The organism is Hymenobacter humi (assembly GCF_042665855.1).
Lineage (GTDB): Bacteria > Bacteroidota > Bacteroidia > Cytophagales > Hymenobacteraceae > Hymenobacter > Hymenobacter humi.
The window spans coordinates 4,210,417-4,231,703 of the sequence record NZ_JBHTEK010000001.1; the positions used below are offsets into that span (position 1 = coordinate 4,210,417).

Annotated in this window: 24 protein-coding genes and 3 pseudogenes; 4 read left to right on the forward strand and 23 right to left on the reverse strand. The window is 51.0% G+C overall.

The window, feature by feature from the left end:
* The first annotated feature begins 32 nt into the window (after nucleotides 1-32).
* The 4 genes from ACFQT0_RS23790 to ACFQT0_RS23805 are packed head-to-tail and all read left to right on the forward strand — an operon-like array spanning nucleotide 33 to nucleotide 2,651.
* Nucleotides 33-548 (forward strand): tetratricopeptide repeat protein, encoded by a 516-nt coding sequence (locus tag ACFQT0_RS23790; protein WP_380205522.1) that lies wholly within the window; start codon nucleotides 33-35, stop codon nucleotides 546-548.
* Nucleotides 509-940, forward strand: coding sequence for a hypothetical protein (locus tag ACFQT0_RS23795; RefSeq protein ID WP_380205523.1), 432 nt, complete (start codon nucleotides 509-511; stop codon nucleotides 938-940). Before ACFQT0_RS23790 ends, ACFQT0_RS23795 begins: the two co-directional genes overlap by 40 nt.
* Before the next feature lie 32 nt (nucleotides 941-972).
* Nucleotides 973-1,284 (forward strand): hypothetical protein, encoded by a 312-nt coding sequence (locus ACFQT0_RS23800; RefSeq protein WP_380205524.1) that lies wholly within the window; start codon nucleotides 973-975, stop codon nucleotides 1,282-1,284.
* A gap of 5 nt (nucleotides 1,285-1,289) precedes the next feature.
* A complete protein-coding gene (locus ACFQT0_RS23805; protein ID WP_380205525.1) occupies nucleotides 1,290-2,651 on the forward strand; it encodes a hypothetical protein in 1,362 nt (453 codons plus the stop codon).
* A gap of 648 nt (nucleotides 2,652-3,299) precedes the next feature.
* On the opposite strand, the gene ACFQT0_RS23810 is transcribed toward ACFQT0_RS23805, so the two are convergent.
* From ACFQT0_RS23810 to ACFQT0_RS23920, 23 genes and pseudogenes are all read right to left on the reverse strand, one after another.
* On the reverse strand, nucleotides 3,300-3,611 hold the full coding sequence (locus ACFQT0_RS23810; RefSeq protein ID WP_380205526.1) for a hypothetical protein: 312 nt from the start codon (nucleotides 3,609-3,611) through the stop codon (nucleotides 3,300-3,302).
* A complete protein-coding gene (locus ACFQT0_RS23815) occupies nucleotides 3,612-4,175 on the reverse strand; it encodes a glycosyltransferase family 2 protein (protein WP_380205527.1) in 564 nt (187 codons plus the stop codon).
* A 107-nt stretch (nucleotides 4,176-4,282) separates the two neighbouring features.
* Nucleotides 4,283-5,140, reverse strand: a complete 858-nt coding sequence (locus ACFQT0_RS23820; RefSeq protein WP_380205528.1) for a glycosyltransferase family 4 protein — start codon at nucleotides 5,138-5,140, stop codon at nucleotides 4,283-4,285.
* On the reverse strand, nucleotides 5,124-5,369 hold the full coding sequence (locus tag ACFQT0_RS23825; RefSeq protein ID WP_380205529.1) for a hypothetical protein: 246 nt from the start codon (nucleotides 5,367-5,369) through the stop codon (nucleotides 5,124-5,126). Before ACFQT0_RS23825 ends, ACFQT0_RS23820 begins: the two co-directional genes overlap by 17 nt.
* 61 nt (nucleotides 5,370-5,430) lie before the next feature.
* Nucleotides 5,431-5,919, reverse strand: a complete 489-nt coding sequence (locus ACFQT0_RS23830; RefSeq protein WP_380205530.1) for a glycosyltransferase — start codon at nucleotides 5,917-5,919, stop codon at nucleotides 5,431-5,433.
* Complete coding sequence (locus ACFQT0_RS23835) at nucleotides 5,883-6,224, reverse strand: glycosyltransferase (protein ID WP_380205531.1); 342 nt, start codon at nucleotides 6,222-6,224, stop codon at nucleotides 5,883-5,885. The genes ACFQT0_RS23830 and ACFQT0_RS23835 overlap by 37 nt, the downstream gene beginning before the upstream one ends.
* Nucleotides 6,225-6,262: 38 nt before the next feature.
* A complete protein-coding gene (locus tag ACFQT0_RS23840; RefSeq protein WP_380205532.1) occupies nucleotides 6,263-6,481 on the reverse strand; it encodes a hypothetical protein in 219 nt (72 codons plus the stop codon).
* A 501-nt stretch (nucleotides 6,482-6,982) separates the two neighbouring features.
* Entirely contained in the window at nucleotides 6,983-7,651 is a 669-nt protein-coding gene (locus ACFQT0_RS23845) for a glycosyltransferase family 4 protein (protein ID WP_380206119.1), read from the reverse strand.
* A gap of 21 nt (nucleotides 7,652-7,672) precedes the next feature.
* A pseudogene (locus ACFQT0_RS23850) lies at nucleotides 7,673-8,134 on the reverse strand (glycosyltransferase family 4 protein); the annotation flags it as partial.
* A 586-nt stretch (nucleotides 8,135-8,720) separates the two neighbouring features.
* Nucleotides 8,721-9,770 (reverse strand): acyltransferase family protein, encoded by a 1,050-nt coding sequence (locus tag ACFQT0_RS23855; RefSeq protein ID WP_380205533.1) that lies wholly within the window; start codon nucleotides 9,768-9,770, stop codon nucleotides 8,721-8,723.
* A 142-nt stretch (nucleotides 9,771-9,912) separates the two neighbouring features.
* A complete protein-coding gene (locus tag ACFQT0_RS23860) occupies nucleotides 9,913-10,716 on the reverse strand; it encodes a lipopolysaccharide biosynthesis protein (protein ID WP_380205534.1) in 804 nt (267 codons plus the stop codon).
* Nucleotides 10,695-10,904 (reverse strand): hypothetical protein, encoded by a 210-nt coding sequence (locus ACFQT0_RS23865; protein ID WP_380205535.1) that lies wholly within the window; start codon nucleotides 10,902-10,904, stop codon nucleotides 10,695-10,697. The genes ACFQT0_RS23860 and ACFQT0_RS23865 overlap by 22 nt, the downstream gene beginning before the upstream one ends.
* Before the next feature lie 52 nt (nucleotides 10,905-10,956).
* Nucleotides 10,957-11,400, reverse strand: a complete 444-nt coding sequence (locus tag ACFQT0_RS23870; RefSeq protein WP_380205536.1) for a hypothetical protein — start codon at nucleotides 11,398-11,400, stop codon at nucleotides 10,957-10,959.
* A 139-nt stretch (nucleotides 11,401-11,539) separates the two neighbouring features.
* Nucleotides 11,540-12,535 (reverse strand): glycosyltransferase family 2 protein, encoded by a 996-nt coding sequence (locus ACFQT0_RS23875; protein WP_380206120.1) that lies wholly within the window; start codon nucleotides 12,533-12,535, stop codon nucleotides 11,540-11,542.
* Nucleotides 12,536-12,779: 244 nt separating this feature from the next.
* Nucleotides 12,780-13,691: pseudogene (locus tag ACFQT0_RS23880) on the reverse strand (glycosyltransferase family 2 protein).
* A gap of 69 nt (nucleotides 13,692-13,760) precedes the next feature.
* Entirely contained in the window at nucleotides 13,761-14,939 is a 1,179-nt protein-coding gene (locus ACFQT0_RS23885; protein WP_380205537.1) for a glycosyltransferase family 4 protein, read from the reverse strand.
* Nucleotides 14,940-15,004: 65 nt separating this feature from the next.
* Nucleotides 15,005-15,958: an NAD-dependent epimerase/dehydratase family protein gene (locus ACFQT0_RS23890; RefSeq protein ID WP_380205538.1), complete on the reverse strand. Its 954-nt coding sequence runs from the start codon at nucleotides 15,956-15,958 to the stop codon at nucleotides 15,005-15,007.
* A gap of 134 nt (nucleotides 15,959-16,092) precedes the next feature.
* A pseudogene (locus ACFQT0_RS31740) lies at nucleotides 16,093-17,024 on the reverse strand (IS701 family transposase).
* A gap of 89 nt (nucleotides 17,025-17,113) precedes the next feature.
* Nucleotides 17,114-17,713 carry a glycosyltransferase family 4 protein gene (locus tag ACFQT0_RS23900; RefSeq protein WP_380205540.1) on the reverse strand — a complete coding sequence of 200 codons (600 nt, stop codon included), beginning with the start codon at nucleotides 17,711-17,713 and terminating at the stop codon, nucleotides 17,114-17,116.
* Between the two features lie 10 nt (nucleotides 17,714-17,723).
* Nucleotides 17,724-18,254: a hypothetical protein gene (locus ACFQT0_RS23905; protein WP_380205541.1), complete on the reverse strand. Its 531-nt coding sequence runs from the start codon at nucleotides 18,252-18,254 to the stop codon at nucleotides 17,724-17,726.
* A 9-nt stretch (nucleotides 18,255-18,263) separates the two neighbouring features.
* The gene (locus ACFQT0_RS23910; RefSeq protein WP_380205542.1) at nucleotides 18,264-19,139 is read right to left on the reverse strand and encodes a glycosyltransferase; all 876 of its coding nucleotides are present in this window, start codon (nucleotides 19,137-19,139) and stop codon (nucleotides 18,264-18,266) included.
* A 109-nt stretch (nucleotides 19,140-19,248) separates the two neighbouring features.
* Nucleotides 19,249-20,049: a glycosyltransferase gene (locus ACFQT0_RS23915; protein WP_380205543.1), complete on the reverse strand. Its 801-nt coding sequence runs from the start codon at nucleotides 20,047-20,049 to the stop codon at nucleotides 19,249-19,251.
* A 49-nt stretch (nucleotides 20,050-20,098) separates the two neighbouring features.
* Nucleotides 20,099-21,115 carry a glycosyltransferase family 2 protein gene (locus ACFQT0_RS23920; protein ID WP_380205544.1) on the reverse strand — a complete coding sequence of 339 codons (1,017 nt, stop codon included), beginning with the start codon at nucleotides 21,113-21,115 and terminating at the stop codon, nucleotides 20,099-20,101.
* Between the last annotated feature and the right edge of the window lie 172 nt (nucleotides 21,116-21,287).

A 21,287-nucleotide genomic window follows, 5' to 3' on the forward strand; every position in this document is an offset into this window, starting at 1 on the left:
TGCGGTTTGGGTCCGCTTTCGATATTCTACCTATGCTGCGTTCGCTGTTTTGTATCTATCTGGGTCTGCTCTTCATGCCGTTGACCAGCATGGCTCAGAAACCCGATACAATGCGCATCCCGCCTCCTATGCAAACGGTGGCACTTGATACGGTGGGGGTCCTGCCATCGGCCATCGACACCAAAGGATGGCTGCTCCTCGATAAGGACATTCAGATTGAACTGGATGGCGCCGTCCACAACATCTACAATTTCAAGTACGACCGGGCCGAAAAGCAATTCCGCTCCCTGCGGCGGCGCTACCCCAATCACCCCATGCCGTACTTTTTGCTGGGGCTGAGTACCTGGTGGAAAATAATGCCCACCAACTTCCAGTCTAAGCAGTACGACAAGGCGTTTCTCGCCTATATGGACACAGCCGTCAACAAAGCTCAAAAGCTTTATGATGCGGACAACAACAACTACGAAGCGTCTTTTTCCTTTCCGCTGCTCACGGCTTCAGTGCGCGCATGCACGGCGAGCGCCACGACTGGCGCAAGGCCACAGTAGGCGCACGACGTTCCCTAAATTATCTCAAGAAAAGCCAGGAAGCCAACGGACTCAGCCCCGAGTTTCAGTTTGGCCAAGCTTTGTTCAACTACTATGCGGTCTGGATTGGGGAAAATTATCCTCTCCTAAAGCCAGTACTACTCTTTTTCCCGAAAGGCAATAAGAGATTAGGCCTTCAACAATTGAGAAGTGTGGCCACTAATGGCTTCTACACCGCAACTGAAGCCCGCGTGTACCTCATGCGCATTCTCAAAAACGAAGAAAACAACGCTGAAGAGGCTCTCCCCGTGGTCCGCAACCTGGCCACCACCTTCCCCGACAATGGCTACTTCCAGCGCTTTTATGCCCTGCTGGCCTATGACCAGGAGAGTTTTCCGACTGCGAACGGGTAAGCCGTGAAATCCTTGACAAGATTAATAAAGGAATGCCGGGCTACGAAGGCATCAGCGGGCGGTACGCCAGCTACTTCTTGGGCTACTTAATGCAGAACCGCTACCGCGACCTCGCCAAGGCCAAAGACTACTACCAGCGTTGCATTGTATTTTCTGAAAGCACCGGTGACACTTCCGGCGGGTTCTACTTGTTCGCCAACATGAACTTAGCGCGTTTGGCCGTTAAAGAGAAAGATGCAACGGCAGCGAAACGCTATTACGCCGTTGTGGTTGATAAAGCAGAGCGTAAGTCTGAACAGTACAAGGAGGCTAAAGCCTGGCTGAAGAAGAACAAGCAGACCTAGCCATAATGGAATTAAAAGACCTTTATATAACCCCTATCTATTTAGCAATTGTTTATATAATTGCTTATAATCTGCGCTCATCTGTAACCAATGTTTATACTAAAAAGTATTTTATTCCGGCACTAACAGTTAAGATAGTTGGTGCCATTGCGCTGGGCATTCTATATCATACGCTTTACGGTGGCGACACTAATAATTATTATAGGCAAGCTGGAATTGTATATCAGGCCTTTGGTGAATCTTTTGCCGCGGGCTGGGAGTTGGTAACAACGTCAGGTGACATCACGCCAGCCATTAGTAAGTACACAGATCAACTAACCTGGTTTGGCCATGGCAGCAACGAGTACTTCGTCGTACGCGTAGCAGCGGTGTTTGCGCTACTTTCATTTAATACATACACAGTTATTGCAGTACTATTTGCTGTTATAACCTTTAGCGGCATGTGGGTCATGTACATAACCTTCGCGAAGATTAGGCCGCAGGTATATAAGGAACTAGCAACAGCCGTTTTTTCTGCCCTCGGTTTTTTCTGGGGGTCAGGCTTACTTAAAGACTCTCTTTGCATAGGTGCCTTAGGCTGGTTATTCTATGCGTTCTATCGGGGAGCCATTGAACGTCGTAATATTTTACGCTGCACAATAGTTGGAGCAGGGGCTATTGGGGTAATCCTCTCAATGAAAGTTTACATCCTTCTAGCATTCATGCCCCCGGCGCTACTATGGGTATTCAACGAGAGTACACGCAATATTCGCAGCACAGCTGTGCGCTGGGCAGCGAAGCCCCTATTTCTTGGAGTAGGTCTCCTCGTGGCCGGCTATGCATTTGTCAAGATTTCAGCGGCAGACGCCCGATTTGACATTGAGAACATTGGTGCTCAAAGCAAGCTAACCGCCGATTACTTGCAAGGGGTCAGCAAGACAGAACAAGGTTCGGGATACAATATTGGAGCGCAGGATGGCACCATTGGAGGTATGGCTAAACTGGCTCCACAGGCGCTGGTAGTAGCTTTATTTCGCCCGTTCCTGTGGGAGGCTCGTAACCCAACCATGCTTCTGTCTGCATTGGAAGCCACTTATTTCCTGGTGCTTACACTTCGCATTTTATGGCGAGTGGGATTGGTAAAAACGTTTATTGCTATCAGCGCCACCCCTGTATTAACTCTTTGTTTTGTGTTTAGCCTGATTTTCGCCATTTCTGTGGGAATTTCAAGTGGAAATTTTGGCACCCTCGTACGGTACAAAATACCGCTTATGCCCTTCTACCTAAGTGGGTTGTATATCCTCCAAAGCATAACCGTAACCATGGCTAATGTCCCTTTAAGGCAACGCCGCAATGCAGGCGCAGCCCCGCAAATGGCGCGGGCTTAGGCAAACAGCCGTAGAAAATTAGCGGTGTTGGCGCGCACTGAGTAGCGTTGGCCAATGGTAGCGCGTGCTGCGTTGCCCAACTGTTTTCGCAAACCCGCGTCTGACAATAGTTTCCGAAGGCTAAACTCCCATTCTGCAGACGTGGCGCACACAAAGCCATTATAGCCGTGCTAAATCACCTCAGAGTTCATGCCCACCGGCGACACCAGAGCCGGAATTCCCAGTGCCATGTACTGCAACGTTATGAAGGCACACTTGCCTTTTGCTTAGAGGTCGTCTTCCAATGGCATCAAGCCCACATGAAGACCCAGCAGATCAGCAATTTCAGTATCTTTGCGCCAAGGTAAGTACACGAGGGAGGGTAGTGGTAGCATCGGGGGCTGATTTGAGATAACCCGAAACTCAAATTCTAGCCCTTTAGCTTTCATTTTGGACCGCACGGGCACTATTTGCTCGAGGTACTTGAGGTTAGAATGGGAGCCAGTCCAGCCAATGACCAGACGGCCGGGTGCGGCTTGGTCACGCACCTGATTGTGCAAGTGCACGGCGCCAATGGTCGTCGGGTTCCCCTCGGCGGGGGTAAACTGCCGTGCATACTGGGCTAGATAGGCATTACTGCAGCTGTTTTTATATGCCCAGCAGCAAATGCTAGGTGTATAATCCCACCATGCCGAGCACCGACAACAATAAGCCCAAGAAAAACCAAATAGAGATAATGAGGCTGGTGTAGCCAGGCTGAGAAATCTGGCCGACCCAAAAGCGTATTAGCGTAACGGGCACAAACAGGAAAGCCCCGCCCGAAAGTACCAAGCCCAGTTTCACAGTCAGGCGCAGGGGCTTGTCGGAATAGGCCAATAAAATATCGAGGGCCAGATGCAGCCGCTGACTGAGGCCGTAGCTGCTGCGGCCCACAACTCGCCCGGCGTGCATCACGTCGAGGTAGCCTGTGCGAAATCCCACCTAGCGCACCATAGTAGGAAAGTACCGGATGCTCTCACGCATGGTTCGCACGGACGCAATCACCTTGCGGTGGTAGATGCCGAAATTGGCCACCGCTGAGTCTTGCGGGGTATCAGTGAGGTACGACAGCACGCGGTAGAAGACTTTTGATAACAACTTCTGACTCCATGAATCCTGCCGGTCGGTGCGCCGGGCCAGCACCAAGTCATAGCCGCGTTGCGCCGCCGCAAACAGCACCGGAATTTCCTCTGGCCGGTCCTGTAGGTCGCAGTCCATTACAATCACCCATTCCCCTTGGCACCGGTCCAGTTCCGCCGCAATGGCCCGGTGCTGGCCAAAGTTTCGGCTTAGACGCAAGCCAACAACGCGCGGGTCTCGGGCGGTTTGCTCTTGAATGCGGATCCAGGAATCGTCAGGGCTGCGGTCGTCGACCAGAATGATTTCAAACCGGGGTGAAATGGGCTCCAACGCGGCTACCAGCCGCTGCACCAACCCAGCTACTGAGGCCTCCGCCCAATAAACGGGGCTAACCACGGAAAGTAAAACAGAGGGAGTTGGGGGCATCGAAAACAGGGAGTGGCCCGAAAAACGGCTGCGCTAAAGGTTCGGCCAGGGCCGCTTGTCACCGACCTATCAGGGAAGCAGTGAAATAGATGCAGCAAACACCCAAATTACCTACCGGCCAAGGCGCGGCTGTAGCAATCGGCCAACAGCAGGTAGGTGTGGGCCGGCGCAAACTTCTGGCGGACAAAAATGCGGCTGGCGGCCGAGAATTGCCGCCGCAAAGCAACATCAGCCGCTAGTTTATTTATGGCGATGGCCATGGACTCTACGTCGCGGTTAGGCACCAGCAACCCCGACCGGCCATTCTCAAATAGTTCGGCGGGCCCGCCGCAGTCAGTAGCAATCAGCGGCACGCCGTAGTACAGAGCATCAAGGCATGTCAGCGAGAACGACTCCGCCTCTGAGAAATTGAGAAGGATGTCGTGCGCCTTCATGGCAGCTTCCGTGTTGGCCGCAAAACCGTCGAAATGCACCACTTCAGTCAAGCCGGCGGCCTTTGCCGTAGCCTCCAGCACCTGCCGAAAATCTTGGTTTTTCGCCATGCCCATATCTCCCCCGACAAAGTGCAGTTGCAGGCCTGGGTTGCGAGCATATGCAAGTCGGAAAGCTTCCAAAGCAAAGTTCTGCCCCTTACCGCGGATGTAGTTGCTGAGATACAGCATCCGCACGGTCTGCTTGGCATTGTTGACATTAGCCGATACCATATATGGTGGCAGTGCCTCGCCGTGCGCAGGCAAAGGGTCGTACAAGGTACGTACGCAGGCATTGCTTGGGTCAAAATACTTTCGCACGGCCTCTGACACGCATAACACCTGATGGGCGGCATGTTCAGCCAGCCAGCGCCAAGGCCGGGCAAACACTTGGGGCAGCACCTGTGGCAGGAACCGTACGTGGGTGAGCACCCGCAGTTGGCCCAAGCTAAGCCACCGCGCGACATAGCCCGTCAGGTTATAAAAGTCGTTCATGTGAATGAGTGTGCCCCCGCACCCGCGCCAGCCTACGAAGCCGCCAGCCATTGAGCAACAGCATTGGCACGTAAAGCAACAAATCGGCTTTGCGGCGGCTAATCTCCACAAAAGGCAGCTCATGCACCACGTAGCCATCGGCCTCCAGCACGGGCCGGCCCGTGCTGGAGGTGGGCAGCACATACTCGAAGGCCATGCCCGGGCGCAACGGGCCGGTAGCGTGGCGCATTGCATTCAGGGCACCAGTTACGGCGCGGGAGTTGTCAACTATGAGTACTAAGGGTGCTGCTTTAGCCACTGCACACTTCATTTACCAATTCTACCCATTGACCAAAAATTCGTTCTCGCGTGAAATCCTGCATTCGCTCGCGGGCTAGCTGGCCAAGTTGTTTTTGTTCGGCGGCATCGTTTAGGAGCGCAGCCATAGCATCAGTCCAGACGGCTTGGTCAGCAGCTAGTGTGCCGGGTTGCGTGAGCATGGGCAGCAACATACCGTAGGTTCCACACTCAGCATGGCGGAGGGGAGTAGCGGGAGTCGCAGTGTCCGGCGCCAGCATCTCGCGGGGACCAGTTGGGCAATCCGCACTCAACACAGGTAGGCCACAAATCATGGCCTCTCCTAATGCCATTGGGAATCCTTCCCAGGACGAGGGAAATACAAAGGCCTTGGCAGGACGCAGGTACTTAAACGGATTCTGCTGCAAGCCAATAAAATACACGTCATAGTCCGGCGTAAGTTGGCCTACGCTCTCCCAAGCAGCGTACACGCGCAGGCCCACTCACGGGCCCGGGCTGTCAGCGCCTCGCGCAGCTCCCCATCGCCCACAAAGACGAGCTTGGCCGGCTGCCGCTGCCGCAACGCCGCGAAAGAATGGAGCAACGGGGCCTGGTTTTTTTGCAGGGTCAGCCGTCCTGAGGTTACCAGTACCGGCGCGGCAGCATAAACTGCTGCCTCCGCTGCCGATAATGGCTCGTAACTCTTCGCTTCAATCTGGGCTACTTCAAAGAAATTATTGATGGTTATTATTTTGTTCGGCTTCACCCCAAATCCTTCGATAAATTCGGGAATGATGTCGCGGCTCACGGTTACGATGCGGTCGGCCCGGTTGTACAGAATGGGTATCAGGACCTTTTTACGTAGCCAGCCCGCCGCCCCCGAATATTGGCATCGTGCAGTTTGGAGCCGTGCACACAGAGTATCGTTTTGCCAGGGCCGCCGCTGAGCAGGTTCACATAGTCGGCCCCTTCGAGGTGGCTGATTACCACCGCGGGCCGCAACCGCTCCCGGAGCTGGCGGAGCCCACTGATGCGCCGCTGGAAATTTTGCAGCTTGGCCAGCACGCCCCTCCCCGTTCACCTCCAGGCTCACCACCGGATTGCCGCTGGGGTACAGGTCGCCGCCTTCAAGGTTAAATACCGCTTCTGTGACGGCATAGTGCTTGGCCAGTTCCACGCTGTGGTCGTGAAATACCCGTTGCGCCCCACCCAGTCCCAGATTTGGAATCAGTAATAGAACTTTTGTAGAGAAGGTCATTAACATAGAAGCATACCTAAATTCTTAGCGTTGCAGCAGCGCCGTTGGGTTCTGCTGAAATTCGGGCGGTTCCATACGGAAACCGCCCAAAAACGGCTGCGTGCCTGGCAGGCATATCAGGTCATCATACTGATAGCCTATGTAAGTAGTTACAAGAAATTAAATATGCATTACGGTTCGCGTAATCAATTGATTTATTGGCAGAAATCCAGCATTCATTACTACAAGCTACTCGCTAACTACTTAAGGCATCAAATAATAGGCCTACCAAGTAGCGTAATTAACTCTGTAGCTGGCTAAACCTCTTGTTAAACTTTTACAGCAGCAAATAATTCTTCATAGGCAGCCACACAATGCTCCATCCGAAACTTATCAAAACACTGCTGCGCTAATTGGCGGTGGGCTACCAATAATTGCGGCTGAAGCAAGTAATCTTCCATCGCCTGCGTCAACTCGTCCGGAGTAGTTAGCCCATGGCCATTTTGCTCAATGAGCTTCCCTGCTAATTCAGTTTGGCCCGGCACCTTTAACATATGGGGTATTTCGCCGATGCGCGTGGCAATTACCGGATTACCGCAGAACAAATATTCGGCAATTGAGTTCGGTAGGCTCTCTGAGGGAAAATAGCTAGGCAATAGCCCCACATCAAACAGCCGCACCCAGTCGATGGGATTTGCGGCAAAACCTACAAAGTGAATGCGTGGGTGTTGGTGCGCCAATTTCAACTGACTTAAGTACTCGCTCTGGCCAACTAGCACCAAATGTGCCTGTGGGTACTTCTCACTTAAGGCTTCAAATGAGCGGATGGCATAAGCCCAACCTTTTTGCTCGATACCCCGCGCTACCATGCCAAATACCAGTGAAGTAGCTGCTACACCTAACTGCGACCGATCGGGCAGCACTGCCGATAACTTGCCTGAGAAGCCATTGTAAATTTGGGCATGCGGAATATCAGATAGGGGACGTACCCCTGGCACCGAAAAAATCTCCAGATTTTTATCAGTCAGGTATACTAAGCCTGCGGCCCGTTGTAAGGCTTGGCGTGCGTGCAAGATTACCTTCGGTTCGCTAGTCTTATGAAGAAAGTCCTCATAGCAGCCGTGCATTGTGATAACTACTGGTACCGCGGGATTCGCCTGCATCGCCGCTGCCGCCGCCACGTAATCCGACTTAATCGTGTGCGAGTTGAGGACGTCTACCTTTAGCCGCTGCAGGGTCCGACGCAAATGTTTTTCTATCAGACGTTCTCGCGCTGGAAAAGGCTTGCCTAGGCGTCGTAATGCTCCCTGCACTTTAAGGCTCAGCCAGTCTAGTCCCGGAACACCTGGATCGAAAGCCACCACTGGCACGCTGGGAGCCAATTGCCGCACCAATTCGTGGTTAGTATAAGAAGCGTAGTGACTGTACAAATGCACTTCATGGCCGCGCTCGTGAAGTGCCTGCGCCAGTCGCATTCCAAAAACCTGTGCCCCCCTGTCCGCAAATCCTCAATAGCAATAAGAATTTTCATTTTAAAGCTGCTGGAGTGGTATAGAAAAGGGGACTAAGCCGTAGGTCCGTCCCGGTGGTTGCGACTTAATCATGTACTCCACGGCAGTTTTCAACTGTACCACATCAACCGGGTATTCTTTCCCATCGCGCATCGGCCCGCCTACTACCATCTCAAAATACTTTATTCCGAATTTATAAGTCTGCCAATAATAATATGGCATTAGTAGATTTCGGGGCATAATTTCAATTACGTGTGCGTGTTCATAAGTCATGAAGAACTGCTAAATAAGCCCGCCATCGGTTAACACAACTAAGTATTTAGCTTCCTGCATTAACGTGGATTGCTGTTCAATGGTCAGATTTACCGCAAATACCTACTCGAAGCCGCCGGTCAGACGGTCGGCATACACGACGCTTTTATTGGCCGCAACAAGAAAAACCTATTGCGGAATAAATCTGCAGTTGGGTTTTTGAATGGCTTGCACCTGTTGCGTTGTATTAATTGGTTGATTATCTAACCTAGATAGCCATCTATTTAAATGGATACCCAAATACTTACCAAAGGGCTTCTCTACAAATCGATGGGTTAGGTATGCGAGGGCCAACATCACTACCACAGGCTCCACCTAGCAAGACGTATTTGTTACAAGTCCCTTGTAGGTGATGAAAGGCAATGAAGGCCATGTCGCTATGTAGCAAGTACAGTGGGTACGTCAATGCGCCAGCCCATTTCAGCCAACTGTAGCTACCAAAATTGATTTTGCGGGTAGCAATAAGACCAAAAACGAGGAAAAACACGGTGACAATAGTAGCTGTCAACATCGGATTCGTATATGTATGATAAGAAGTTGAAAGCAGTTTTGCCTGGCCCATACAAGCTTTCATCGCAAGTAGGTAAGCGACAGCCAATAGGGCGTAGCGATAGCGGGTACGGCCTTGTGGCTGTTGTATCAGATAAAATAACATCCCAGCAATGAAATATGGGGCATAGCCGCGAAAAAACAATTCGGCAAAAAGGGTGCCGCTATATGCTAACTTGGGCAAAGCCACATAGCCAAGCCATAGTAATAAAAACCACTCAACATAGCGTAGCAGGTAGTAACCTATTAGTAGCGAAATCAGAAAATAAAAAGTGATTTCAACTGCCAGCGACCAGTAAGGACCATCCATATTTCTTATGCCTAGAAAGGTCTGCATCATGGTCATGTTATACACATACTGCATTGGTCTAGCTCCTAGGTCATCTACCATTGGTGGACTGGCATTAGTCCCTGCTCCCCAGATAATTTTAACCAGGAAGGTTAGCGTGCAGGCTACCCAGTAGGCCGGGTATAGACGCGTCACTCGCGACACAAAAAACTGCCGCACCGTTTTACCCTGTGCGCTGAGCAACACTACATACCCCGAAATGATGAAAAATAGCTCCACGCCCAGGTAGCCATACTTGGTAATCGGCACAAACTCCGGAAAAACCAATGGATTATAATTCTGCCGGGTTACGCCAATAAAGGTGTAATGATAAAAGACGACCGAAATAGCTGCTACGAAACGTAACAAATCAATCTCGTAAAAGCGAATGGGTAATTTATTAGGTGTTGGTTCCATTGGTCAGTTATTGCAAAAAGAAGGCCGGGAAGCGGACTAATGAAAGCAGTCTTTAATCTGCTCTATTCTGCTCTATTCTGCTTCTTCCCGGTTCAGTTAATGGTAGTACTACTCAACTACACTGCCTAAGCCTTGCTTATACCTAAACAGGGACGGCGAGCATGGGTGGCACCCGCAGTATCCGTCGCAGCCGGGTAGGCACATAAATCCCCAAAGGTCCACGCAAATACAGCATCCACACAAAAGATCCGAGCAGCACGCCAGTTACCGCAGCTACCACCACAAACAACAGCCAATTGTCAGGCAAATAAGGCCTTAGCAGGTACGAGACCCCGAACAGCGCGCCACCCATCAGGCTCACGCCAACGAAGGGCCTACCTAACCCTTGCACAAAATACATCCGGAAGCTTATCGCTAGGTGCTTGCGTAGCAGAAACGGCACGTACCAGGAAGAGGTGAGTAACGCAGCGATAATTGTACCCAACAAGATGCCATTGAGCCCCATCATGGTGCCCAGGACTATTGAGATGGCAATATTTAGGCCGGCCTCTACAATTGCTGCAATGCTGGAATTCCGCACAATGCCTTTTGCATCAAGAAACAATACCCCCGTACGGGCAATAATTTGCTGCACCATCACAATGAGTGCTAAGACAAGTGTAGAGGTTCCTGCGAAGAACGACTCACCAACCCACAAATGAATAAACCATCTATCCAAAATTACCATCATCCAGCAGCACAGCATGCTTAGACTTGCCATCAGAGTTAGAAGGCGTTTGAAGTGTTCACTGGTTTTGCTTTCGCCCTCATGTACTGCTATTTCAGCAAGGGCAGGTACTAGGCTGCCTAAAATATTACTCAACAAATTCATCCCCACCTCCGGAATGCGAACAGTAATAGAAAATATTGTCACAAATGCCAAGGTCAGCACCTTACCAATAACCATCCGGTCAGAAAAAGAATGACCTGACCGGCCAAGCCATGTAGAAACATAAAAAATCCATACCCCATCATGGTACTGACCAGCGCCTTATCAAAAAAGCGCCAGCCAATGCGCAGGTGCGGATAATAGCGCCACACCATGGTGACCTGAACAATGAGCGTCAGGGAAAACTGGAATATGTTGGCGTACATGAACGACCACATTCCCACCCCCGCGATAACAACAAGATGGTGAGGCCAGTCGTCAACATACTGACAATAAATAGGGGGTACCAATTAGCGTTTGTCGATGGTGTGCATAAAACAGGCTCCCCAGCCCCCGTTGCATAAACTGCCCTGCAATAACCAAGCTTAAGGTTATCACGATGGGCACTGCCGGAGCGGCCAAATCGGGCCTCAGATGGTAAAATCCCGGTAGTGAAGGGGCAAACACAAATCCTATTATAATGGTGAATGAGCCGAATACCCCACCCATTACCATAGCCGTGGTAATGATGCGATTAGTCATCTGCCGATTTTCGTCTGTATCGGCGCGGTGCAACGCTAAATGGCGATTAACTGCAGTGGAAAGGCCAAAGTCGAATAATGACAGATAGTTGATAATCTGATAAAAGATAATAGAAAGACCATAAGCCTCTTTATCCAGGTATTTTATCATCAGCGGGGCACTGATAATAGAAACCGCCATTGAAATGATAGTAAAAGCTTGAGTAGAAAGCGCAGCCCAAAATGCAGACCTACTTCGAGAAACATTTGTCATCTTTTCTATTATAATAAACAAAAAAACTTATTATATATGATACTTCCTAAATCCAACTTCGCTAGAATCAATAGCCCCAAGCGAAATCAGTAGATGTTAAGGCAGAAAAGGCTTTGCGCAGCAGTTTAGTTAAAACCCCTACTTGATTTGTGAATACAGTTTTTCTTAGGTGCAAATAGATGCGGCCTACATCACGCTCTCTCGTTGTTAGCACGCCTTCATTGCCAAATCGTGTCCAAGCTTTATCTGCTTCATCGCGTTGCCCTGCTTCGTTCAATTCACCACATAAGGCCAAGCATTTACCTGCAAGCCTGGTTTTATAGACAGCCGCTAGCTTATGCTGATCAAATAGTTGGCTTAATCTGATATATAAATCAATTTTCTGCAGTAAATGAGCGGTGCTTTTATGCTGCGACGTAAGACTAACTAATCCTTGACGACAGAAACAATCAACAACGGGGTGAATTTTGTAGGTGCATCCTGCTACAAATGCTCGAATGTGTAGGTCCCAGTCTTCCCAGGATTGCAACTTTTCATCGAATCCATTCAAGTTACGGCACACATTAGTTTGCCACAGTGGGCAGGTAATTCCCCAAGGCGACCCTTTTAGCAATATCGACCCCAATGCGTCATTAGCATCGGCATACATAAACAAACGGTCGGTATCGCCCGGTTGCGAATAAAAAAATTGCATCTGGAAGACATGCAAAGCAATATTGGGTTCTGCGTGAGCAACCGCAAGCCTTCCTATCAAGCAATTAGGTGCTAATAAGTCGTCCGAATCCAGAAATATACAATACGGCGCTCGCGCTGCTGCAATTCCGATATTGCGACACGAAGACGGTCCTTTCGGCTGGTGGCTTCGCTCCATGAAGCGAATCCGGCTGTCCAGTTCAGCGTAGCTACGTACAACTTCCCGGGTGGCGTCCGTCGAACCGTCATCCACGATTAATAGCTCCCAATCAGTGATAGTCTGTGCTTGTACCGATTTGATGGTTTCCGGAATTAAATCAAATCGATTAAAGGAAGGGATTATAACGCTTACTCGTGGGATATTTTCCATTTTCACTCTTTGTCTATCGCTTAGCGATTGAAATCTATAGTATCATACTTTAAGCCGATTGATACAGCCATTGCATTTCGCCACAAACAATTAAATGCTTTTCCATAATCTTGCGCAAGGCTCTGCGGCTCTTCTAGAGGACAGAGATTAATCCATGCACTAGTGCAATCAATAACCATTGTACTATTTTATTATTAATCAATTATAATTCTTTAAAAAATATTTTTAAGTGCATTCTTCTGAATTAACAAAAAAATCCTGGGCTAATTTTTACAATTCCTTTAATGTACTTACCTAACAGTTGCGGGCGCCAGCTTCGCTTTATTAGGTTATAAATCAAGGCAAAAAATTCGTCGCTGGCCAGAGCGGCCATTTCCTGCAAAGCTACTGTACCAAGCACCTTTGATTTGTACGCAAAAGCAAAGCATTTCTGCCGCTCGAAAAGTTGGGCACCGTAATTGAATGATTTTTTGCTGGAATTATGCGCGTGGTCTCGGTAGTTGCTCAGCCAAGCTTCTTTATAAGCAATTTTGCCAATCATTGCCAGTTTTATGTACACCAGCCAGTCTCCGGTATAACTGAAGCTAACATGTACAACATTATGCTGGGCGAGGTTGTCGGTTCTGAACAGCACTGCACTAGCATTATTAATTGTGCAGGTTTTTGACAGATATAGATTCAATTCCTTTCTTCCATCTACAATAAAATCGTTACTCCAATGGTTGGTGTTATACAGTTCATTCTTCCAGTTGGCTGTTGTGCCACTGGAAGTTCCATGTTCATCTACAACGTTAGAATTAGCGTAGGCAAGCACAATATCGTTGTCAGCTTCGAGCAGCGGGACAAGTTCTGACAGAAATGAGGGTTCGGCAAAATCGTCGCTCTCCGCTATCCATAGGTACTTGCCCTTAGCCATTTTTAGTCCTTTATCCCATTCCTTAAAGGTATTGCCGCTATTAGCCTCATTGAACAATAGGCTTATGCGTGCGTCTTACGCGGCATACTGCGTCATAATAGCACGGCTGTTATCGTTCGAGCAGTCATCTAATAAAATCAATCCTATATCTATAAATTCATGATTTAATATACTTTCTATTCGTTTGACTAAATAAGGCGCGTGATTAAAGTTCGGAATTATAACGGTTACTAATGGCATCTCAATTAAAATTAATGAACTACTGCAATTCTGTTTCTCCAGCAAATTATTCACTATTTTCCAGCGCTATTACTGATGCGATATTATATCTCTCGCCTCCAGCGCCTGTTTCAACCCCTCAACCCAAACGTCCCAGTTCAGCACTTGCTCATAAAGTTCGCGGCTTTGCTGGCGCAGGCGTTGATAGAGTACCGGTTCGGCGAGAATTTGCTGGATATGGTGGGCGAAGTCTTCGCCTGTGGCGCTCAGCGGCAGCATGTAGCCATTGACTCCTTGTCGCACAAAGCTGCTGATGCCGCCCACGTCGGTGGTGAGCACAGGCAGACCAAAGGCGTTGGCATCGCAAAAGGCGATGGCAGCACATTCGGCGCGGGAAGGCATCAGGAAAAAATCGGCGGTGCTGAATAGCTCGTGCAGGCGGGCCTGGTCGGCGGGCACGCCCATATTGAGGTAGTGAATGGTGCGGAAGCCTGGGTTAGCATAGTTCTCGGGGTCCGGCGGGGCGCAGCCTACTACCGTGAGCGTGGCCGAAATGCCGGCCTGCTGCAGTGCTATCATGGTGGCGTAGGCTATTGGCCCGCCTTTGCGGCCCCACTCGCCGCCCAGCAAAAACAGGCGGCAGCCATCATTGACGGCCGGGCGGTGGGCGGCCGCCTGCTCTCGGGTGGGCGGCGATGGATAGTTGGACCCGAACGGAATGACGGCCAGTTTGTCGGCTGGGGCATTGTAATCGGCCCTGGCTGACTGGGCGGCCCACTCCGAGGAGTAGCACACGAGGCTGGCGCGGGTGAGGGCCTTCCTTTCGAGGTGGTTAAGCTCCGCTTTGCTGATATCGAGCAGGCCAGTGAGGCCGGGGTAAAAGTCGATAAGTTGCATGAGCGTCGAGTCTTCGATGTAGACGATGGGCACCTTGGTGCGCAGGTAGGCTATCTCAGTGAACGAAGCCGGAGCCACGAGCAAATCGAAATGCTCGCGGGCCAGTTTGCGCTCAAATACCCGGGCGTACCACCGCGCCACGGCAATGCTCCATCCGTACTGGTAGCGCCTGCCAGTGAGCGGGCGCACCAGCCAACTGTTCAGCCGGTCCCCTAAGGCAAAAGGCCAGCGCATGGAAATGGGCCCCAGTGCCACCACCTCGCCCAGGTTGCGTTCCAAGGCTTTGAAAATGGAATAATGCACCCCCGACCACGACCGTCGGTCCAGCGGGTTAGTATTCGATACAAAGCCGATGCGCAGGCGTTTACTCATTATAAAGGCAAGACGTGGGGCCGACCCATTGGGCCAGCCTCGTTTTATCAATCTGGTTGGGATGGCTACTTGTCGATAGGTGCGCGCTCATAATTTGCCACGTACCAGTCCCAGGTCTGCTCCAGCGATTTGCTGAACGATTGCGAGGGCTGCCAGCCGGTGTGGGCATGAAGCTTACTGATGTCGAGCACGTTGGCTTTTACATCAAAAAGGCGCTCGGGGAGAATGCGAATTTCGGGAGTCAGGCCCTTGGCGCGAGCCAGTGGCAGCAAGATATCTACGACGTAGCGGTTGCTGTAGCCCTCGCCACTGCCCAGATTGTACACCTCGCCGGGCTGCCCATCAACCAGGGCAGCCACAATACCGGTAGCCATGTCGCGTACGTGCAGATAATCGCGAATGGTACCATCCTCGCCAAAAATATCGATGGGACGTCCGTCGAGCAGCGAGGCAATAGCCGTGCCTATGAAACCCTGCCCCGCGTACACGCGCTGCCCTGGCCCGAAGGCATTAGCCGGCCGCACGCACACCACAGGCAGCTTGCTGAAGTGGAAGTACATGTGCGCATACTTCTCGATGGCCAGCTTAGTGATGCCATAGGGGGAGATTGGGTTAGTAGGGTGGCCTTCCGACTGTGGCAGGGTCTGGGCTGGGCCATACACGGTGCCGCCCGACGATACCCAAACAAACTTACGCAACGGCAGCAGCGCAGCCTGCTCAAAAAGGCGCACTGCCTCGGGCAGGTTCACCAGAATGTCATTCACCGGGTTCTGGAAGCTGGTCTGGGGCACCGTGGCATAGGCCAGGTCAATCACTTCATCAACCGAAATAAGGGTTTTCACCAGTAGTTCGGTAGTGATGTCAGGCGGGTGCTGCACGTAGCGCACCTGGGCAGGCAGGTGCGGGGCATCATCTTCGCGCCCCACCACCACCACGTGCCGGTCGCCCCGGCGCAGTAATTCCGCCAACACAAATCGCCCGATAAAACCAGCCCCTCCTATTACGCAAGTAGTTAGCATATATGATATTGTTACAGGCTGCAACTACCGCAAAAGGAAGACGGGTGCTACAAACTGTTGAACTAATCCGACAAAGATAAGACTTACGCAAACGCCAGCGTAGGCCGGCCTAGTTCGTGTCGCATATACTCGTCCTAAAAGTCTTGTTTAAGCTGATAGACGGTCTGTTAGTTTGGTATGCGGCTTGTTTAAGGGCGTGCAAGTGCGCTGGCTACGGACCAGCCAGCGTTGGCCCGCTTGCACGCTGGTTAGTTGCTTGCGTTCACGCTGAAGCTGCTCTATCGTCCAGCGGACGCTTCTTTCCTGCTTGGCAGCGGCCGTGTTGCGGGGCTCGACCTCGTTGGTGAAGAGGTAGTCCGTCCGGTGGGGCGGACGTCATTACGCAGAAGAGTTTCAACATGCCATCTTTTGGTATATTTTCACTTTCAGGTCTTTCCTTGCTTCTGCTTCCGCGGTCCACCAACTCAGGCAGGCCACCAGTTGAAAGGGATGCCGACTGCCTAAATCGTCGACGAGGCGGTTGCTTTGCAGTGGGCAGTAAATGGCAATGCCAGCTTTTAGCAGCCCCTTTAACAGGGCCTTGGTGGCGCGGACCAGTTGTCCTATAAACCCCGTGCGATAGGCAATGCCAAACGGGGCCCGTTAGGCCAACATCTCGGCCGCGTGGTCGAGCTTCATCTGGCTGCCGGCTTTGGGGACGAAGAGGTGATAGTTAATCAACCAGAACTGGTAGGTTTCCGGGTTGACGCAGCACTGATGACTAGGCCGATGCCGGCCAAACACGCCGAGGGCGTTGTCGCTGTACTGGAAGCGCACCAGTTCGATGCGCCGGCTGTGGTCCTTGTCTAGCACCGTATCGTCAAACAGCACGTAGCCCCGCGAGCTCAGCACCACCTGCAGCCGCACCTGCTGCTAAAGCTGACGCGGCGTGAAACGGCTGCATTTTGAGAAAATACCGCATATTTGCGTGCGATAGGTCCTCCAGAAGGTCGGCCAAGTACGTGCCCGTATAGTTCACCTGGCTGCTCAACGAAAATTGCCCGTAAAGCTGTGCCCTCACTTGCATAGCGTTTCTTTCAAGTCACCATTCCTACGTAAGTCATACCTAGTTGATAAAATGCCATATTGTTGCTTGTCTGCTGCGCACTAAAAAAGCTACTGTGCCGCCTGAATACGACGCCAAAAGTCACCAACCGGGTCAGCAATAAGTTGTGCTGCGGCCTCAGCCGCAGCTCTCTGCCCCATGGCTTCCCATTCAAACAGCCTACCCCAAGCCCGGTCAAGGGCCTGGCTAAGGGCTATGGCAGATGAGGTATCTGCGATGAATCCCGTTTGTCCCTCTCGCACCCATTTCCGCACCAGACCCACATCGGCAGCAACCACAGGCCGGCCACAAAGCAAAGCCTCTTGCACCGCCATTGGACCAGATTCGATGCGCGAGGGTAACACCACCAAGTGCGTTTTGGCCCACATACTACAACTGTCGGCCACATGCCCATGCAGGGTTACGCGGGCTTGTAAACCGTAAAAACCAATCAGGCGTTCCAGATAGGCTTGGTCGGGACCGCGGCCGTACAAGTTGAGGTGCCAGGCACGCGCTTGCCACTCGGCTGCTGCCAAGGCTTCAAGCAGTACATCCTGCCCTTTGCGGTCCACGTCTAAACTACCGATAACGGCTAACTGGGGCACGTCATCGGCCGTAAGCGATGGATAAAGTACCGGGTATGCTTCGGGCAAATTCAGCGGGTTTTGCACCACGCGAGCATTAGCCAGGGAAGTCGCCAGCCTGCCGGCGTATCACCCGCAACTGCTGGTCCGAAATCATTAGCACTTCCCGGGCTTGCCCATACAAGGCAATCATGCGGGCCCGCTGCCTATCATCCTGCCGCACAGGGTCGTGGTAATTGTGACAAATTAATAGAAACGGGATTTCGCGCAGGCAGTCAGCTAGCTGCTGATGGAAAAGCAAGTCATTCCATCCGCCCTGACTTACCACCACTACCTCAGGCGCAAAACGACGCAGGGCAACTACTTCCGGCAGTAGCCCTGCGTTGGCGAGGCGCCGCAACACGCTTCCGGCCCGGTGCCGTAGCGTGTCCTGGTAGCGGGGCCGGTAATAGAACGACGCACCAGCCGCAGCCAACTCCCGCAACGGCGGGGCCAACTCGGGCCAGGCATGGGTGGCAACGAATACTTCGTGGCCCTCGGCCAAGGCCCGGGCAGCCGTTTGCGACCATAGCACTTCGCTTCCACCCCATGGGGCATCGTACATCAACGTAACAAAAGCTATGCGCATACTGCAAATCTAGCGGTTGGCAGGTGCACCCGGCTGCAACCATTGCTTCAGAAGCCATAAAGTATCTCGGTTGAAGGGGGCCCGCGCCCAGCAACGACTCAGGTACTGCGCCACCAGCCAATGTGGAAACCGCCCGCGAACCAAGCGTCCCGTAAACTCCTGTAGGGCGCGCAGCTCCAGGCGGCGGCGCTCGGCAGTTGGTACGGACACGGGCCCAAAAGGCAACTGGCCGCGCCGCTTACGCTGGTACTTTAGGGCGTTGTGCACCCAAGCATTATTTACCGAGCCACGAGAATGATGCTCTAGCAACACTTCAAACGTAACACATACTCGCAGGCCTGCTCCAAACACTTCGGTACAGTAGTCAACGTCGTAAAAGTGAAAGTCGGTAAAGGTGTTCGCATCAAATGGATGCTGCTCCCACACCGCTTTGCGCGAACACAGCCACATGCCATCCACCACGGCCACATCAGTTAGGGCTGCCCCTTCTGGGTTTCGCAATTCCATTTCGGTATGACCGTCCTCGAATACATTCAGCACATTTTCGCGGCATAGAGCCAAGCCGCAGCCCCACCAGGCTGCAGGGGAAGCCAACTGATACTGCCCACCCGTTACGCCTAAAACGCCAATGGTTGGGTCAGCCAAGGCATCTATCACCTTTCGGCCCCAGCCCTGCGTGTGAAAACGAATATCTTCATGCATGAAGCACAGCAAATCGTATTGAGTTTGAGCAGCACCTCGATTATAAGCTTCGCAAATGCTGTACTGACCGTCGCTGTTATCAATGGCAATTATTTCATACGGTACCCCAATAGTTGACGCGACACTTTGGCTGACAAATGGGAGGGCATCCTTATTGCGCGAACAAATGATAATAGAAATCATGCTTTGAACAGACTCTTAGTTACTCATTACACATCTCTCTTTTTGAAGTTAGAGAAACTATGTTTCAGGTACTGTTTTAGTAACCACAGCGAATCCTTATTCAATGGACCTATTGACAAAGCTTTGCGCAAGCAAAAACAAATTCTTGCAGCCCCAAATCATAACCAATTGTCTTCATGGCAGCTTGTTGAAATACATTCAACTCTATGGCCTTCGCTTCAGAAGCAGTCAGAGCAATTGCCCCAAATGGCAAGTAGGCTCGTCTTAATTTATAATATTTTATGGCGTTTATCAGCCAATCCCTTTCAAATGTTCCTGCCGAAAAATGCTCAATCAAAATTTCATACGTTATTAATATTTTATACTTGGGGAAAATCCTTGTGCAAAAATCAATGTCGTAAAAATGAAAGTGAGGGAAGTTTATTTCATCAAATGGAAATTCCTGCCACACATCCTTGCGGCAGCACATCCAGAGGCCATCTACCGTAGCGGCTTCCGCCACAGTTTCAGAATGAGCATTATGGTAGGCTAGCTGAGCAGGTGTTGTATTCGTCGAGTGAAGTACATTCATTCGGATATTTGCCAGTCCGGCCCCCACCCAGCTTGTCGGTGCCGCTGGCTGATATGTTCCGCCGGCTACACCAAGCACGCCAGCGCGAGCATCTGCCAATTTATCCGCAACAACTTGCCCCCATCCCAGAGTATGGAATTTTATGTCTTCGTGCATGAAGCACAGTATTTCGTATTTGCTCTGGCTGGCACCCAGGTTATAAGCCGCACAAATACCGTATTTGCCCGTGCTGTTGTTTACCGAAATAATTTCATGTTGTACACCAATGGTTTCTTCGACATTGCTGGTTATCTGCGCAAGCATTCCCTTATTGCGCGAGCAGATTATAATAGAAATCATAAACAGGAACAGGTAGTAACTAAAGAACAATCGGGTGTTTAATAGATGGCTAATGCTTTGTCGTACGCCTTCTCATAAAGCGATATAAAAAGCCATCACCAATTAGCTGCCGCAATCCACTCAGTTTGTTAGGAAACATTCGCTGTGCAAATGCGTACTTGAATCTTTTACCAAAACCCTGGTCTACCCGGCTCAGATTAATATAAATCTGGCGGTGCTTACTAACAGGAATCTGGTGATTAATCAGGCCGTCGAACCAGATATAAAGAAGAGTATCAATCATCTTATTAAAGAAATATGAATCTGGCTTGCCTAACGTGGCCATCATATTAAGTACCCTGCTATGCTCCAGTAAAGCAGTTCCATTGGTTATCGTGGTGCTACGCACGTTGTTGGTGTGTCGCCGAAAATAATTCAGACGGGCTGATATGAAAGCCACCTTCGATACGGCGAGTATTTTTGCCCAGAACACCCAATCACCGTTCACTTTGAAGGTTTCGTCCGCAGGGCCCGTGCGGCTCAGAATAGAACGACGTATCAATACCGCGCTGGCATTTGGAATAATATTCCGAAAGAACATGAACTTGTTCACAAGCATCTCGCCAGGCAAAACAAAATCCTGCGTCCACATTATGGGGTCTAGCTCCTCGTAAAACTGCACACGAGTATCAATAATCTGATTCTGCTCGTTCACATCCCACGAATCGCAGTAGGCTAATCCAATATCAGCATCGGTATCCAGCTTGGCTATTAGCGTTGCCAAGAAGGTTGAATCGGCGTAGTCGTCACTTTCTGCTATCCAAATGAATTCTCCCCGGGCAATGGCAATGCCTTTGTTCCACTGTTTGAATGTGCTGCCACTATTTTGCTCGTTGAGCACTACACTAATGCGGCTGTCGCGCGCGGCATAGTCGGCGATAACATCCCGGCTATTATCTGGCGAACAGTCATCCATCAGAATTACCTCGATATCCCGAAAGGTCTGATTGAGCACGCTCTCAATGCGCCGCGGCAGGTACCGCGCGTGGTTATAATTCGGGATAATGACGGAAACTCTTGGATTCATGGCTTAGGCAGTACAAGCAAGGTCAGAGGGGTAACTGGCCGCACCAGATTAAGTTGTTAATTGCTTTTGTTCAGCACGCGACGCGCTAGGCAACCTAGAACTGTTTTAGAGTAGGATAGGTACTTGCCCGATTCCTGCGCGAGCTGCCAATAGGCCTTAACTCCCTCGCCTA